The sequence below is a fragment of the Glutamicibacter halophytocola genome, from assembly GCF_001302565.1.
Lineage (GTDB): Bacteria > Actinomycetota > Actinomycetes > Actinomycetales > Micrococcaceae > Glutamicibacter > Glutamicibacter halophytocola.
The window spans coordinates 2804028-2817741 of the sequence record NZ_CP012750.1; the positions used below are offsets into that span (position 1 = coordinate 2804028).

General features: G+C 61.0%; 15 protein-coding genes. 12 read left to right on the plus strand and 3 right to left on the minus strand.

From position 1 onward, the window contains the following. Positions 1-15 precede the first annotated feature (15 nt). From AOZ07_RS12980 to AOZ07_RS13020, 9 genes are all read left to right on the plus strand, one after another. Complete coding sequence (locus AOZ07_RS12980) at positions 16-978, plus strand: asparaginase (RefSeq protein WP_060702369.1); 963 nt, start codon at positions 16-18, stop codon at positions 976-978. A gap of 81 nt (positions 979-1059) precedes the next feature. After that, positions 1060-1440 (plus strand): sterol carrier family protein, encoded by a 381-nt coding sequence (locus AOZ07_RS12985; protein ID WP_060702370.1) that lies wholly within the window; start codon positions 1060-1062, stop codon positions 1438-1440. A 52-nt stretch (positions 1441-1492) separates the two neighbouring features. Further along, the gene (locus tag AOZ07_RS12990; RefSeq protein WP_060702371.1) at positions 1493-1771 is read left to right on the plus strand and encodes a hypothetical protein; all 279 of its coding nucleotides are present in this window, start codon (positions 1493-1495) and stop codon (positions 1769-1771) included. A gap of 105 nt (positions 1772-1876) precedes the next feature. Continuing rightward, positions 1877-3400 carry an amidophosphoribosyltransferase gene (purF, locus tag AOZ07_RS12995; RefSeq protein ID WP_060702372.1) on the plus strand — a complete coding sequence of 508 codons (1524 nt, stop codon included), beginning with the start codon at positions 1877-1879 and terminating at the stop codon, positions 3398-3400. Positions 3401-3481: 81 nt separating this feature from the next. Beyond that, a complete protein-coding gene (gene purM, locus AOZ07_RS13000) occupies positions 3482-4621 on the plus strand; it encodes a phosphoribosylformylglycinamidine cyclo-ligase (RefSeq protein ID WP_060702373.1) in 1140 nt (379 codons plus the stop codon). Positions 4622-4698: 77 nt separating this feature from the next. After that, on the plus strand, positions 4699-5205 hold the full coding sequence (locus tag AOZ07_RS13005) for a VanZ family protein (protein ID WP_060702374.1): 507 nt from the start codon (positions 4699-4701) through the stop codon (positions 5203-5205). 62 nt (positions 5206-5267) lie between these two features. Next, positions 5268-5843 carry a M15 family metallopeptidase gene (locus AOZ07_RS13010; protein WP_075972497.1) on the plus strand — a complete coding sequence of 192 codons (576 nt, stop codon included), beginning with the start codon at positions 5268-5270 and terminating at the stop codon, positions 5841-5843. Positions 5844-5881: 38 nt separating this feature from the next. After that, on the plus strand, positions 5882-6556 hold the full coding sequence (locus tag AOZ07_RS13015) for a response regulator transcription factor (RefSeq protein ID WP_060702376.1): 675 nt from the start codon (positions 5882-5884) through the stop codon (positions 6554-6556). After that, positions 6553-7653, plus strand: a complete 1101-nt coding sequence (locus AOZ07_RS13020; protein ID WP_060702377.1) for a sensor histidine kinase — start codon at positions 6553-6555, stop codon at positions 7651-7653. The genes AOZ07_RS13015 and AOZ07_RS13020 overlap by 4 nt, the downstream gene beginning before the upstream one ends. Here AOZ07_RS13020 and AOZ07_RS13025 read toward each other — a convergent pair. Together AOZ07_RS13025 and AOZ07_RS13030 are read right to left on the minus strand one after the other, a co-directional pair. Then, positions 7650-8540 carry a Sir2 family NAD-dependent protein deacetylase gene (locus AOZ07_RS13025; protein ID WP_060703457.1) on the minus strand — a complete coding sequence of 297 codons (891 nt, stop codon included), beginning with the start codon at positions 8538-8540 and terminating at the stop codon, positions 7650-7652. The two genes, AOZ07_RS13020 and AOZ07_RS13025, sit on opposite strands and share 4 nt — an antisense overlap. A 191-nt stretch (positions 8541-8731) precedes the next feature. Beyond that, positions 8732-8950: a DUF3073 domain-containing protein gene (locus AOZ07_RS13030; RefSeq protein ID WP_060703458.1), complete on the minus strand. Its 219-nt coding sequence runs from the start codon at positions 8948-8950 to the stop codon at positions 8732-8734. Between the two features lie 222 nt (positions 8951-9172). On the opposite strand from AOZ07_RS13030, the gene AOZ07_RS13035 reads away from it, so the two are divergent. Next, positions 9173-9841 carry a septum formation family protein gene (locus AOZ07_RS13035; RefSeq protein ID WP_060702378.1) on the plus strand — a complete coding sequence of 223 codons (669 nt, stop codon included), beginning with the start codon at positions 9173-9175 and terminating at the stop codon, positions 9839-9841. 66 nt (positions 9842-9907) lie between these two features. On the opposite strand, the gene clpB is transcribed toward AOZ07_RS13035, so the two are convergent. Next, on the minus strand, positions 9908-12496 hold the full coding sequence (gene clpB, locus AOZ07_RS13040) for an ATP-dependent chaperone ClpB (protein WP_060703459.1): 2589 nt from the start codon (positions 12494-12496) through the stop codon (positions 9908-9910). Between the two features lie 168 nt (positions 12497-12664). Between clpB and AOZ07_RS13045 the strand changes: the two genes are divergently transcribed. Both AOZ07_RS13045 and AOZ07_RS13050 read left to right on the plus strand, forming a co-directional pair. Continuing rightward, on the plus strand, positions 12665-13162 hold the full coding sequence (locus AOZ07_RS13045) for a DinB family protein (RefSeq protein WP_060702379.1): 498 nt from the start codon (positions 12665-12667) through the stop codon (positions 13160-13162). Between the two features lie 74 nt (positions 13163-13236). Beyond that, complete coding sequence (locus tag AOZ07_RS13050; protein ID WP_236995188.1) at positions 13237-13656, plus strand: GNAT family N-acetyltransferase; 420 nt, start codon at positions 13237-13239, stop codon at positions 13654-13656. Positions 13657-13714 lie beyond the last annotated feature (58 nt).

Genomic DNA, 13714 nt, shown 5'->3' on the forward strand with positions numbered 1-13714 from the left:
GGAATGGACCGACCAATGGATATTTCCGATTGCGCGCAGCTGGTACAGGTGAGCCGCAACGGCGTCACTGAATCCCGCCACTATGGCGCCGCAGTGGTGCTGGGGCCAGACGGCACAACTCTCATGGCCCTGGGCAACCCCGAGGCGCTGATCTTCCCCAGGTCCGCGGTGAAGCCATTCCAAGCCATCGCTTCATTGCGCTGTGGCGCCGAGCTCGACGACGAGCAGCTGGCCCTGGCCTGTGCCAGCCATATCGGCACCTTCGCCCATCAGGACGTTGCCCGGCGAATGCTCGCATCGGCGGGGCTGAATGAATCGGATCTGCAATGCCCGCAATCCTGGCCCGTGGATTCGGCAACCAGGACGCAGATGACCCTTGAGCACCTGCCAAAGTCCGCAGTGGCATTCAACTGCTCCGGAAAGCATGCCGGGTTCCTGCTCGCGGCGAAGGCCTCAGGTTCTGGCACTGCTGGCTATCTTGATCCGGATCACCCCGTGCAGCGGATGGCGCGCTCGGTCCTTGAAGAATTTTGCGGCCCGCTGCCATTCACCGGGATTGATGGCTGCGGGGCACCGGCCGTCCAGATGTCGTTGAAGAGCCTGGCCCACGGCTTCCAGCAGCTCGTTGTTTCCGAGCAGAAAGAAGCCCAGCGCGTTGTCGCCGCGATGCGCAATCACCCGTGGGCCGTTCGGGGCAAGGGCCATCCCAATTCCGAAGTCATCGAACAGACCGGGGCCATAGCCAAGCTGGGTGCCGAAGGCGTGCTGGCCATGGCGGCACCCAATTCGCTGACTGTGGCCATCAAAATGCTCGATGGCTCTTCGCGGGGCACCGACCTTTTGGCCCTATCGCTGCTGCACGAATTCTCGGCCATCGAGGAAGCGGCTTATCGCGATTTGCGCCAGCAGCTGCAACCGGTTGGAGGCACTGCCGGCGCACGGGCTGCTGGACTACAGTTGGCTGGGGCCGATTTCTGATTTACAGAGTTCCGCACCCCACATCAAGTCCAGGCAAATGTGACGGTTTTACGTCATCGAGAGAAAGAGATGCATCACCCCATGGCAATCAAGCGACGCGTTGACGAAATTGCTGGGCGCGCAGCGGTGCGCGAGTGGGCTGGTGCCGGGCAGGGACAAGGAAAAATAGCCCGTCCGGTGCTGGCCATGGCAGTTCGCTACCTGCTGGAGGAATTAGCCTCTCGTGCCGAGGGCAATTCCGTAGAGGTGCGCATCCCGCCCTTTGGTGTGACTCAGTGCATAGCCGGACCCCGGCATACCCGCGGAACCCCGCCGAATGTGGTCGAAATGCCTGCTGAACTCTGGCTTTCACTGGCTACCGGCCTAACCTCATGGGCCGATGCATTGCAAACTGGGCAATTGCACGCCTCCGGACTTAGGGCAGACTTGTCCGCGCACCTACCACTTATTGAGTACCCTTAAGGGTATGGAGCAACACCCCGCTACCCCGACATCTGCAGATCAAAGTGTCGAAGTGCAAATTCACTCGGCGCCCAAATTCTGGCCATTCATTTTGACCTTCGTCGTACTTGGTGCGCTGATTGGCCTGGTCATTGGCTTGCTCGGCGAGCCATCGCAGGAGTACACCCGTGCATCAGCTTCCGGATTCTTTGCAATGTTCGGTGCTGGACTGGGTGTGGGTATCGGCGGGCTGGTGTTCGTGATCATAGATCGCTTCACCTCGCGTAAATCCACCAAGCATCTGGCAGTTCCTCTGGCCGAGGACACTGACTCCAGCGGACAACCAGGCTAGGCAGCTTTTCCCTTCCACTGAAAAGCGGGCGGCCGCGCACCTGGCCGCCACCCACCACACAAACGGTCGGTGTCGACCAAACCAGAACATGAGAGAATAACTGACATGGCGCGTGGCGATGGATTCTTAAATCACGACCTGCTTCCAGGCGAGAAGGGGCCGCAGGATGAATGCGGCGTTTTCGGCGTCTGGGCTCCTGGCGAAGAGGTTGCGAAACTGACCTATTACGGTCTGTACGCCCTCCAGCACCGCGGGCAGGAATCGGCGGGCATTGCGACCAGCGATGGCGCCCGCATCAACGTCTACAAGGACATGGGCCTGGTTTCCCAGGTCTTCGACGAGAATACGCTGAATTCCATGAGCGGCCAGCTGGCCGTCGGCCACTGCCGCTACTCCACCACCGGCGCCAGCCACTGGGCCAATGCGCAGCCGACCCTGGGCCCAACCCAGACCGGCACCGTGGCCCTGGCGCACAACGGCAACCTGACCAACTCCGCCGATCTGGCCGACATGGTCGCTGCCAAGCAGCAGGCCGACGGCGGCAAGGTCCGCGGCGAAATCGCCCAGGGCAACACCACCGACACCGCCCTGGTCACCGCCCTGCTCGGCGGCATCGAGGGCCAGTCGCTGGAAGAAACCGCGCTGGAACTGCTGCCAAAAATCGAAGGCGCCTTCTGCTTCGTGTTCATGAACGAAGACACCCTGTACGCTGCGCGTGACCCGCACGGCGTTCGCCCATTGGTTCTGGGCCGCTTGAACCGCGGCTGGGTCGTCGCATCCGAGCAGCCTGCCCTGGCTACCGTGGGCGCATCGTTCATCCGCGAAATCGAGCCAGGCGAAATGATCGCCATCGATGAAAACGGCGTGCGCTCCACCCGCTTCGCCGAGGCCACCCCCAAGGGCTGCGTTTTCGAGTACGTGTACCTGGCTCGCCCGGATGCTGCCATTGCCGGCCGCTCGGTGTACGAGTCCCGCGTGGAAATGGGCCGCCAGCTGGCCCGCGAAAACCATGCGGAAGCCGATATTGTCATTCCGGTTCCGGAATCCGGCACCCCGGCAGCCATCGGCTACGCCGAGGAATCAGGCATTCCCTTCACCCACGGATTCGTGAAGAACGCCTACGTGGGCCGCACCTTCATCCAACCTTCCCAGACCTTGCGCCAGCTGGGCATCAAGCTCAAGCTCAACGCCCTGGAAACCGTGCTGCGCGGCAAGCGCGTCGTAGTGGTCGATGACTCGATCGTGCGCGGCAACACCCAGCGCGCCGTGGTGCGCATGCTGCGCGAAGCCGGTGCTTCCGAGGTCCATGTCAAGATCTCCTCGCCTCCGGTGAAGTGGCCTTGCTTCTACGGCATCGACTTCGCCTCGCGCGCCGAATTGATCGCCAATGGCGCTGCTGTGGACGAGATCGCCACCTCCATCGGCGCCGACTCGCTGGCCTACATTTCCGAAGACGGCATGATCGAAGCCACCCGGCAGCCACGCGAGCGCCTGTGCACCGCGTGCTTCACCGGCGACTACCCGATCGCGCTGCCGCATGAGGAGCGCCGCGGAAAGAACCTGCTGGAGCGCAGCAACCAGCCAGGTTGCGAGCCCGGCCCGGATTCCGAATTCGAAAACGCCAGCTAGACCCGACCGTCCTCCCCCATATACCTCGTTGCAAGCGGCACCGGAGAACCGGTGCTCACGACAGAAAAGGAACCCTCTGCCATGAGCGGCAATGATCAGCCAACTTCCATCACCTATGCCGGTGCCGGCGTTGACGTCGAGGCCGGTGACCGCGCCGTTGAGTTGATGAAGGGTGCGATCAAGGCCACGCACACTTCCGGCGTCGTCGGAGGGGTTGGCGGTTTCGCCGGGCTTTTTGATGTCTCCTTCCTGACCGGCTACAAGAAGCCCTACCTGGCGACCTCCACCGACGGCGTGGGCACCAAGGTGGCGATTGCCCAGAAGCTGGACATCCACGACACCATCGGCCAGGACCTGGTCGGCATGGTCGTTGATGACATCGTCGTGGTGGGCGCCAAGCCGCTGTTCATGACCGACTACATTGCCACCGGCAAGGTGGTTCCGGAGCGCATTGCCGACATCGTGCGCGGCATCGCCGAGGGCTGCAAGCTCGCCGGCACCGCGCTGGTCGGCGGCGAAACCGCTGAGCACCCTGGCCTGCTGGCCGAGGACGAGTACGATGTGGCCGGTGCCGCCACCGGTGTTATCGAGGCTGACCAGCTGCTGGGCCCGGAACGCGTGCGTGCCGGCGACGTGGTCATCGGCATGGCTTCCTCGGGCATCCACTCCAACGGCTACTCGCTGGTGCGCCGGGTCATCGCCCACGCCAAGTGGGAGCTGGACCGCGAGGTGGCCGAGTTCGGCAAGACCCTGGGCGAGGAGCTGCTGGTGCCAACCCGCATCTACACCAGCGCTTGCCTGGATTTGATTGGCGAGTTGAACGACGGCGAGAACTTCGGCGTGCACGGCTTCAGCCACGTCACCGGTGGCGGCCTGGCCGCCAACCTGGCCCGCGTGCTGCCACAGGGCCTGATGGCCCGCGTGGACCGTTCGACCTGGGCACTGCCGGCAGTGTTCTCCACCATTGCTTCCCTGGGCAACGTGCCGCAGCCTGACTTGGAGCGCACCTTGAACCTGGGCGTTGGCATGGTGGCGATCGTTGACCAGGCCGTGGCCGACCGCGCTGTGCAGCTGCTGAACGCTGCTGGCATGGGCGCATGGGTTATGGGCCAGGTTGAGAACCTGGATCCATCGGCTGCCGAGGCTGGCCTGGACTTCGTCCAGGGCGCCAAGGGTGTTGACGGTGGCGCCGTGCTGCTGACCGGGGCCTACGCCAAGTAGCACCCAGAGCTTCGAATCCACCGGCGGACCAGTTTTCTGGTCTGCCGGTGTTCGCTTATCCACGGAGTAATTCCGCCATGGCCGAACCAGCAGAAGCCTCCCAGCTTCGCCGCCGGAGCTTCATCTTCGCCGGGCTGTACCTGTTTTTCCTCGCGTGGATCATCCTCTTCAAGCTGGCCCTGCCGCATCTGGGCAGCGGCGAACTGCGTTCAATCAAGCTGCTGCCTTTCATTGCCGATGCGCGCTTTGCTGCCAGCGGCTTGAAGGAAAGCCTCGTCAATCTGCTGCTGTTCATCCCAATCGGCTTGAACCTCCGGCTTTTGTGGCCCCGGCTGCGTTGGGTGCAGGCGGCCGCAGCCGGGCTCGGCCTGTCCTTGCTGCTTGAAATCCTGCAGTACACGCTGGCGGTGGGAAGCTCCGACACCTCGGACCTGGCCACCAATGTAGCAGGGTGCCTGCTGGGCTTCGCCGCTGCTGGCCGGCTGGAACCGCTGCGGCGCATCTGTGCATGGATTGGAATTGCAATGACGGTGCTGGCCTTGGCTTTCATCGCCTCCCCCATAAGATTCGCTGCCGCCGGATAGCGGAGAAGTTCTTCGCAACACTCTTTACACTGGCTTAACACCTGATTTGATGTTCTTGGCTCATGAGAAAAACACGAGTCATGATTTCCACGGTGCTTATCGCGATCGCGGCCCTGTTCCTGGGCTCCTGCGCTGCATTGACCACCAGCACGAGTGCTACCGCCGATCTCGGGGCCAAGGCAGTGAAGACGATCTTCACGGCCTCGGAGGACGACGAGCTGCGCGAGAGCCAGGTGAGCCCCTTCGATGACAGCCATCGCGCAATCAGCAACCTGGATCCCCAGCTGCGCGAGGCACTTCAGGAAGCGGCCGCTGCTGCCAAGGAGCAGGGCATCAAGGATTTCTGGGTTACCTCCGGTTGGCGTTCACGCGGCTACCAGCAGGAATTGCTGGATCAGGCGATAGCCAAATATGGCAGTGAAGCCGAAGCCTCAAAGTGGGTGGCATCCCCGGACGATTCCTCGCATGTCACCGGCAATGCCGTTGATGTCGGCCCGACAGTTGCCGCGGACTGGCTCTCGCGCAAGGGCCAGCGGTTCGGGCTGTGCCAGAGATACGCCAACGAGCTCTGGCACTATGAGCTGGCGGCAGACCCCCAGGGGCAGTGCCCGGCGATGCGCCCCAGCGCCGCTTCCTAGCTGCTGCCGAGTACTCGGAACCGTCCTAGGATAAGACCATGAGAGTATTGCTCATCGAAGACGAACCGTATATTGCCGAGGCAGTTCAACAGGGGCTGCAGCAGGCAGGCATTGCGGCGGATGTGGCCATGGACGGCCACCGTGCCATCGAGCTGCTGTCGCTCAACGACTATGACGTGGCGGTGGTCGATCGCGATATTCCGGGCCCGTCGGGCGATGAGGTTGTTGCATGGCTGCACGAGAAGCGCTTGGGCACCCGGGTGCTCATGCTCACCGCGGCGACTCGGCTCGATGACAAGATCTCGGGTTTCGAGGCTGGCGCCGATGACTACCTGACCAAACCGTTTGCGCTCAAGGAAGTCATCCTGCGGCTTCATGCGCTCTCCCGGCGCCCGGCGGTGAGCGCCCCTCCAGTCATGGAGCTGCGCGGCATCACGCTGAATCCCTTTAAGCGCACTGTGCAGCGCAACGGCGTTGGAATCGACCTCTCAAAGAAGCAGTTTGCCATCTTGCAGATTCTGATGGAAGCAGATGGCGGCGTAGTCAGCTCCGAAGAACTGCTGGAGAAGGCCTGGGATGTGAACGCAGACCCATTCACCGCGGTAGTCCGCGTAACCATGTCCTCGCTGCGCAAGAGGCTCGGAGAGCCAACACCCATTGAAACAGTGACCGGTGTCGGCTACCGGCTTGTTGACCCGGAATTTTCTGCATGAACAATGTCGATCGGCCCCGTGGCCTCAGCGCCAGGCTCAAGCTGAGCATCACCATGTGCCTGCTCGTCGTTGGCACAGGTGCAGTGCTCTTCGCCCTGGTCTACCTCTTCCTGCTTCGCTATATCCCCGATGGGGTGCTGAACACGAAGTTCGGCGAATTCGCTCCGAGCCGCAAGGACCTGGCCAGGGCTTTTATTCCGCGGGCGCTTTGGGCGCTGGGCTTCCTCGTAGCAGGCAGCGGCATCGGCTCCTGGTTCTTGGCAGGACATCTGCTGCGCCCGCTGGCACGCATGCAGCGGACCGCGAATTCGGTCAGCTCAGGGGATCTGAACCGTCGTGTCCATCTTCATGGTCCACGCACTGAATTCTCCGACGTGGCCGACGCCATGGATTCCATGCTTGACCGGCTCGAAAACCAGATCACTCAGCAGCAGCGATTCGCGGCGAATGCATCCCATGAACTGCGCACCCCTTTGGCCGCGCTGCGCACCACCTTGGAGGTGGGTCCCAGCCAGCAGCTCCCCGGGCCGCAGTTCATCCAACGCCTGCAGCACATCACGGCCAAGGCCGAGCGTTCCGTGGATTCATTGCTCACGCTCTCGCGCGCCCAGTCCAATGGCCTGGCCAAGATGCCCATAGACCTCTCGCTGCTGCTTGAGGATTTGGTGGAGCAATACCTTCCCGAGGCGATCACCCGCGGCCTCGAATTCGACATTCAGCTCGGCGATCTTCCCGCGGTGGAAGCCGATGCCGACCTGTTGGAACATGCAGTAGCCAACTTGGTTCGCAATGCGCTGTCCTACTCGAATTCGAAGGCTTGGCTCTGCTCCGGATCTGATGGGAGCATGGTCGAGATTACCGTTGAAAATGATGGCGAAGTGCTCACCGCGGAACAGGCCCAGCTGATCCTGGAGCCTTTTCACCGCCTGGAACGCATCGGAAGCATCAAATCCTCGGGAAGCGGCCTGGGGCTGCCTATTGTTGCCGCCGTGGTCCAGGCCCATGGAGGAGCCTTCCGGCTTGCTCCCCGGCCTGCCGGTGGCCTGTCCGCTGTGATACGACTGCCGGCCCTGAAACCCTGGGCCCCGAGCTTCTAGGTCAGCTGGGACAGCGCGGTTTCCAGCGGAACTCGCCAGCGCCAGGTAGCCTTCTGTTCCCCACGCACGTGCCCGTTGGTAATCAGGGCTACTGGCAGTTCCCTTTTGACGAAGTTCAGCAGCACCTTGTAGCCGCTCATCACGGCCAGTGATGACCCGAGGACCAACAGCGCGCTGGATTCTGCTTCCAGCGCCGCCATGAGTTCCTTGCGCTCAGGCGGAACGCTCTCCCCGAAGTACACCACATCTGGCTTCAAGGCATAGGAATCACAGTTCAAGCAGCGGACCATGGCAAACTGGTCGATCAGGTATTGAGGCAGCTCCACGTCGCCATCGGGATTCACTGCGGAAGGGTCGATCTCTACCGCTTCGAGGTATCCTTCGTTCGCTGCCTCAAGACGGACGTCGAAGTCTCGGCGGTCCTCGCTGAAGCCGCAGTTCAGGCATCGAACGGTAGACAAATCCCCATGCACCGGGATGACCCGCTTTGATCCAGCCTGCTGGTGCAGGCCATCCACGTTTTGCGTGATGATGCCGGTAATTTTTCCTTCTTGTTCCCACTGCACCAGCCGCCGGTGGATCTGGTTCGGCTCGGCCTTGTCCATATGGCGCCAGCCGACATAGCCTCGGGCCCAATAGCGCTGGCGCGCTTCCGGGCGGTAGCGGAACTCCTGGTACGTCATCGGACGGTGGCGCTGCAGCGAGCCGTTCGGCCCGCGGTAATCCGGGATGCCCGAATCGGTGGAGACACCGGCGCCGGTGACCACCAGGACGCTGCCTGAGTTCAGCATCTGCTGCACCCCGGCGCGGGCTTCATCCTCTGGTGACGCTGGCGCTTGTTGCTCCACTATGCGCTGCATCGAGCGGATCGCCGAGTGATGCGCCATCTGGATGGCTAGCTCTTCTTTGGTGCTCACGTTCCACCTCATGCTTGTTGGACACGACAAAGGCCGCAACGACTTAAAGCTAATCTAGCTTAGTCGCTGCGGCATGTCGCAAAATGTACTGAAGAGCTGTACCACTGCGTGCTCTAGCTGTGGCACTCCGAGCCAAGAACTCCCGGTCTCAGAAAAGGAACCTAATCCTCGTCGTCGTCTCGCGAGTACTTCTTAGTCAGCTCGTCGTAATCCGAATATTCTTCGTCATACGATGAATCATTACGCTCGGTGTTCTGAGCATGATGATCGGACTGAACGCCCAACTCGCGTTCAAGTGCCGAAAGGTCAGTGGACGGCGAGTAGTACTTGATATCTCGCGCCTGACGCTGTGCTTTAGCCTTTTGACGGCCGCGCCCCATGGCGTGACCCCCTCTTTTCAGTAGAGTCGGGAGGTGGTCCATCTAATTAGATGAAGGCCCCCGAATATGTGATCAGTTCTTTCGTAATTAAAGGTTAACATGATTCACCGGCGAGCGCTGAACGCAACACCCGTCGATACAGCTAGACTGTCGATTAGTCCAACGACTATGTATTGAGCTGACGAATAACTGAACGCCCCCGACCATGAAGGAGCTCAGCAGGTGGTGGAAGAAAATCTGCCCGAGCCGCAGGCGGCTTTACCGCCATTGCAGCCCGAACCGGAAAAGCCCAAACGGCATGGTGGCCAGTGGGCCCTCCTGGTCATTGCCGTTTTGGCGCTGGCCGCTGCTCTGGTTTTCTTGGTGTTGCGCATCATAGATCCCCCCGCTTCGCCCGTTGCGAACAACGTGGAACGCAATGAAAATCCGGGGCTTGATGGGGTCATCGCTACCGAAATGCCCCCTGCACAGTTGCAGCTGGGTGATTGCTTGCGCGGGTTTGACTCACCGCTGGATGCCCAAACCGTGGTCACCTGCGATTCAGCGCATAATGCCCAGATGATCGGTTCTTTTGAGGTCTCCGGAACCGATTACCCTGGCGCCAGCGAATTGCTCACCCAGTCAGAGGACCTGTGCAAGTCGGTCTCGCTGGATCCGAGCGCTGGCCTCGACTCCACTTGGACCTATCACTTCTCCCGTCCCTCCCAGAGCACCTGGGAACAGGGCGACCGCGCCGTGTCCTGCTTCTTGAGCTTGGCTGAAGGGAACGTGCGCACCTCGCTGTTGCCACCAGAGGCAACGGACAACGCAACCGATGAAGATTCTTCGGAACCCGACAATGGGAACTCCGACGATGAGAGCCAAAAGGCTGAAGAGACCACCGAGAGCTAGCTGAATTCAAGCAGTGCAAGCCGAGGGCGTGAACAGGATCCTGTTCACGCCCTCGGCCATATTGAGCTAGCTCTTTTTCTGCACCTTCAGCTGGTCACCGGGCTCATCCAGCGACACCTGAACGATGTCCCCGTCTTGCACGGTGCCGGCAAGGATCTCCTTGGCCAGCCGGTCCCCGATCTCGCGCTGGACAAGTCGACGCAGCGGGCGAGCTCCATAGGCGGGATCGTAGCCTGTCAGGGCCAGCCATTCGCTCGCCCCCTGGTCTACCTCCAAGGTCAAACGGCGTTCGGCCAGGCGCTCCGAGAGCAAATCGATCTGAAGCTTGACGATATTGCCCAGTTCCTCGATGCTCAGCGGATCAAAGAGGATCACCTCATCCAGTCGGTTCAGGAATTCCGGCTTGAATGACGCGTTGACGACGTTCATCACGGCGCTCTTCTTGGCTTCGTCCTCCAATGCGGGATCCACCAGGAACTGCGAACCCAAGTTGGAGGTGAGGATCAAGATGGTATTCCTGAAGTCCACCGTGCGCCCCTGGCCGTCGGTCAACCGGCCGTCATCGAGCACCTGCAACAATATGTCGAAGACTTCTGGATGGGCCTTTTCGACCTCGTCGAGCAAGATCACCGAGTATGGGCGACGGCGCACCGCCTCGGTGAGCTGTCCGCCTTCCTCGTAGCCGACATATCCCGGCGGAGCACCGACCAGCCGGGAAACAGCGTGCTTCTCGGAGTATTCCGACATGTCGATGCGCACCATGGCACGCGGGTCATCAAACAGGAAGTCCGCCAGGGACTTGGCAAGCTCGGTCTTGCCCACGCCGGTTGGGCCAAGGAACAGGAAGGATCCGGTAGGCCGGTTCGGGTCGGCAATGCCGGCCCTGGTGCGGCGGACCGCATCCGATACGGCAGACACTGCCTGCTTCTGCCCCATCAGGCGCTGGCCGATGATCTCTTCCATGTCCAACAGCTTTTGGCTCTCGCCCTGCAGCATGCGCCCGGCAGGGATGCCGGTCCAGGCCGAAATCACCTCGGCGATGTCATCCGCGGTGACTTCCTCGGCGACCATGCTCGGCTGCGCAGAACGGTCTGCTTCAGCCAGGGCTGCTGCGTCGAGTTCCTTTTGCAGCGCAGGGATCTCCCCGTATAGCAGCCGGGACGCCTTTTCCAAATCGCCTTCGCGCTGCGCCTTGTCCGCCTGCCCGCGCAGTTCATCGAGCTTGACCTTGAGATCACCGACGCGGTTCAAGCCGGCTTTCTCGGATTCCCATTGCGAGTTCATCGCATCGAGCTTTTCCTTCTTGTCTGCCATGTCCTTGCGCAGGGCTTCGAGGCGCTCCACCGAAGCTGGATCTTTCTCATCCGACAAAGCGAGCTCTTCCATGGTCAACCGGTCAACCTCGCGGCGCAGCTCGTCGATTTCCTCCGGAGCGGAGTCAATCTCCATGCGCAGCCGGCTGGCGGCTTCATCAACAAGGTCGATGGCTTTATCCGGTAGCTGCCGTCCCGAGATGTAGCGGTTGGACAACGATGCCGCAGCGACCAGCGCAGAGTCGGCGATGGACACCTTGTGATGGGCTTCGTAGCGCTCCTTGAGTCCTCGAAGGATAGCGATGGTGTCATCCACGCTTGGCTCCCCGACGTACACCTGGGCAAAGCGGCGTTCCAGAGCCGGATCCTTCTCGATGTTCTCCCGGTACTCGTCCAAGGTGGTTGCACCGATCAGGCGCAGCTCGCCGCGGGCCAGCATCGGCTTGAGCATGTTGCCTGCGTCCATGGCGCCTTCCGAGGCTCCAGCACCAACCACGGTGTGGATCTCGTCGATGAAGGTCACGATCTGGCCATCGGAAGATTTGATCTCTTCCAGCACTGACTTCAGGCGCTCTTCGAATTCGCCACGGTATTTTGCACCCGCGACCATCGCGCCCAAATCCAAGGAGATCAGCGTCTTGCCGCGCAAGGACTCTGGCACATCCCCAGCGATCATCCGCTGGGCCAGCCCTTCGACTACAGCTGTCTTGCCCACGCCCGGCTCACCGATGAGCACCGGATTGTTCTTGGTGCGGCGCGACAATACCTGCACCAGGCGCCGGATTTCGCGGTCCCTTCCAATGACCGGATCCAGCTTGCCCGAGCGCGCCAGCGCTGTCATGTCGGTGCCAAACTTTTCCAGGGACTGGAAGGTGGCCTCGGGGTTGGGATTATCTACCTTGCGGTCACCGCGAATGGTCGGCAAGGTTCCAACCAGCAGCTCGCGCGTTGCCCCGAACTCCCGCATCGCTTCGCCGGCCTTCGACTGGTCGGCGGCGAGGGCGATCAGCAGGTGTTCGGTGGAAACATAGGTATCGCCCATTTCGGTGGCGGTTTCCTGGGCGTTGCCGACTACCTGCAGTAGTTGGCGGGAGAACTGGGCCTGGGCTACAGAACTTCCTGAGCTTGTAGGCAACGCGCTGATTGTGGCACTGGCCTTAACGGAGAGCGCGTCGACATCAAGCCCGGCCGTTTTCAGCAAGGCAACGGCGACCGAGTCGCGCTGGTCCAGCAATGCCTTGAGCAGGTGCGCAGGTTCAATCTGCGGATTTCCTGCCGTTGAAGCGTTCATGCCGGAAGCTGAGAGAGCCTCTTGGCTCTTGGTGGTGAGTTTGGTGTCCACGCGCATCCTTTCCCTTGTTGGGTGAACCCATAAACTTGAGTGTACTTAACTCAACTCTACTCGCTGCCTTCTTATTCCGCCTAGAACTAGATTCTCGAAAAATTTTTATCGCTTTGCCTGCAACTCGAAAATCCGCGCCACGGGCAACTCCTCCGGTTAGGATGAGGCATGCCAAACCCGGATTCGCATGACATCTACCAGCTCGGCTACGACGACATGGTGCAGGTATTCATTGATCAGCACCGCCTCATGCTCATGACGTGCCTCGACGGACTCACCGAAGGCGAAGCCCGGGCCAGCTTGGTCAGGTCCAAAACCACATTGCTTGGGCTGGTCAAGCACGCAACCTTTGTTGAACGCGTGTGGTTCGGCGAGGCCGCCACCGGTAAGAGCCGGTCAGAACTGGGAATCGCCGCCACACCGGACGAGTCATTCGCGCTGAAAACCTCAGACACCATCGAAACGGTGCAGCGCGACTACACCCGGGCCCTGGAAGAATCCCGCCAGGCGCTCAGCGGCAAATCGGGTGACGACATTTTCCCCGGCAACCGCCGCGGACCACTACCCGTCCGATGGGTGCTGTTGCATATGCTGCGCGAATTGGCACAACACTGTGGCCACGCAGATATTCTGCGAGAACAAATCCTGGCTTCGCGAAAGCAGTAACCCGGACAGCCAGCTAGACTCCGAATATGCCGCTTACACTTCTTCCACTTGCTGCAGAACAATTTTCGTCATGGATGAAGAGGAGCGCTGCAGAATACATCGCAGACCTTCTCGCCGCCGGGGTCACGGAAAGCAAAGCGCAGGCAGACGCGTACGGCACCATGGCGCGCGCCTTCCCAGATGGACTGCCCAGCGCAACAAATGCGGTATTCACCCTGGAGAGCTCCGCACTTGGCAATGTTGGATACATATGGGTCGGATGCGACGCCTCAGGGGATCTTGCCTCGTGGTGGGTATGGGACATCGTCGTCGACGCGAAGCACCGCGGCAACGGCTTTGGCCGCCAGGCCATGATCCTGGCTGAAGGTTATGCCCGATCCCAAGGCGCAGAAACTCTAGGGCTGAATGTATTCGGGTTCAACACTGCCGCCCGCGGACTCTATGAATCATTGGGCTACGAGACCACCAGCATCAAAATGCGAAAAACGCTTTAGTGCACATCCGAATCTTCGAATTGCCCTCAGCACCTATCCAAGCGCAAGGCAACGAAGT

What these genes read in the sequence shown, in the direction of transcription:
- purF (WP_060702372.1), top strand. Translation starts at nt 1,877, where the DNA reads ATGGCGCGTGGCGATGGATTCTTAAATCACGACCTGCTTCCAGGCGAG.
- AOZ07_RS13045 (WP_060702379.1), top strand. Translation starts at nt 12,665, where the DNA reads ATGCCAAACCCGGATTCGCATGACATCTACCAGCTCGGCTACGACGAC.
- AOZ07_RS13010 (WP_075972497.1), top strand. Translation starts at nt 5,268, where the DNA reads ATGAGAAAAACACGAGTCATGATTTCCACGGTGCTTATCGCGATCGCG.
- AOZ07_RS12980 (WP_060702369.1), top strand. Translation starts at nt 16, where the DNA reads ATGGATATTTCCGATTGCGCGCAGCTGGTACAGGTGAGCCGCAACGGC.
- AOZ07_RS13050 (WP_236995188.1), top strand. Translation starts at nt 13,237, where the DNA reads ATGAAGAGGAGCGCTGCAGAATACATCGCAGACCTTCTCGCCGCCGGG.
- AOZ07_RS13015 (WP_060702376.1), top strand. Translation starts at nt 5,882, where the DNA reads ATGAGAGTATTGCTCATCGAAGACGAACCGTATATTGCCGAGGCAGTT.
- AOZ07_RS13025 (WP_060703457.1), bottom strand. Translation starts at nt 8,540, where the DNA reads ATGGCGCATCACTCGGCGATCCGCTCGATGCAGCGCATAGTGGAGCAA.
- AOZ07_RS13005 (WP_060702374.1), top strand. Translation starts at nt 4,699, where the DNA reads ATGGCCGAACCAGCAGAAGCCTCCCAGCTTCGCCGCCGGAGCTTCATC.
- AOZ07_RS12985 (WP_060702370.1), top strand. Translation starts at nt 1,060, where the DNA reads ATGGCAATCAAGCGACGCGTTGACGAAATTGCTGGGCGCGCAGCGGTG.
- purM (WP_060702373.1), top strand. Translation starts at nt 3,482, where the DNA reads ATGAGCGGCAATGATCAGCCAACTTCCATCACCTATGCCGGTGCCGGC.
- AOZ07_RS13020 (WP_060702377.1), top strand. Translation starts at nt 6,553, where the DNA reads ATGAACAATGTCGATCGGCCCCGTGGCCTCAGCGCCAGGCTCAAGCTG.
- AOZ07_RS13030 (WP_060703458.1), bottom strand. Translation starts at nt 8,950, where the DNA reads ATGGGGCGCGGCCGTCAAAAGGCTAAAGCACAGCGTCAGGCGCGAGAT.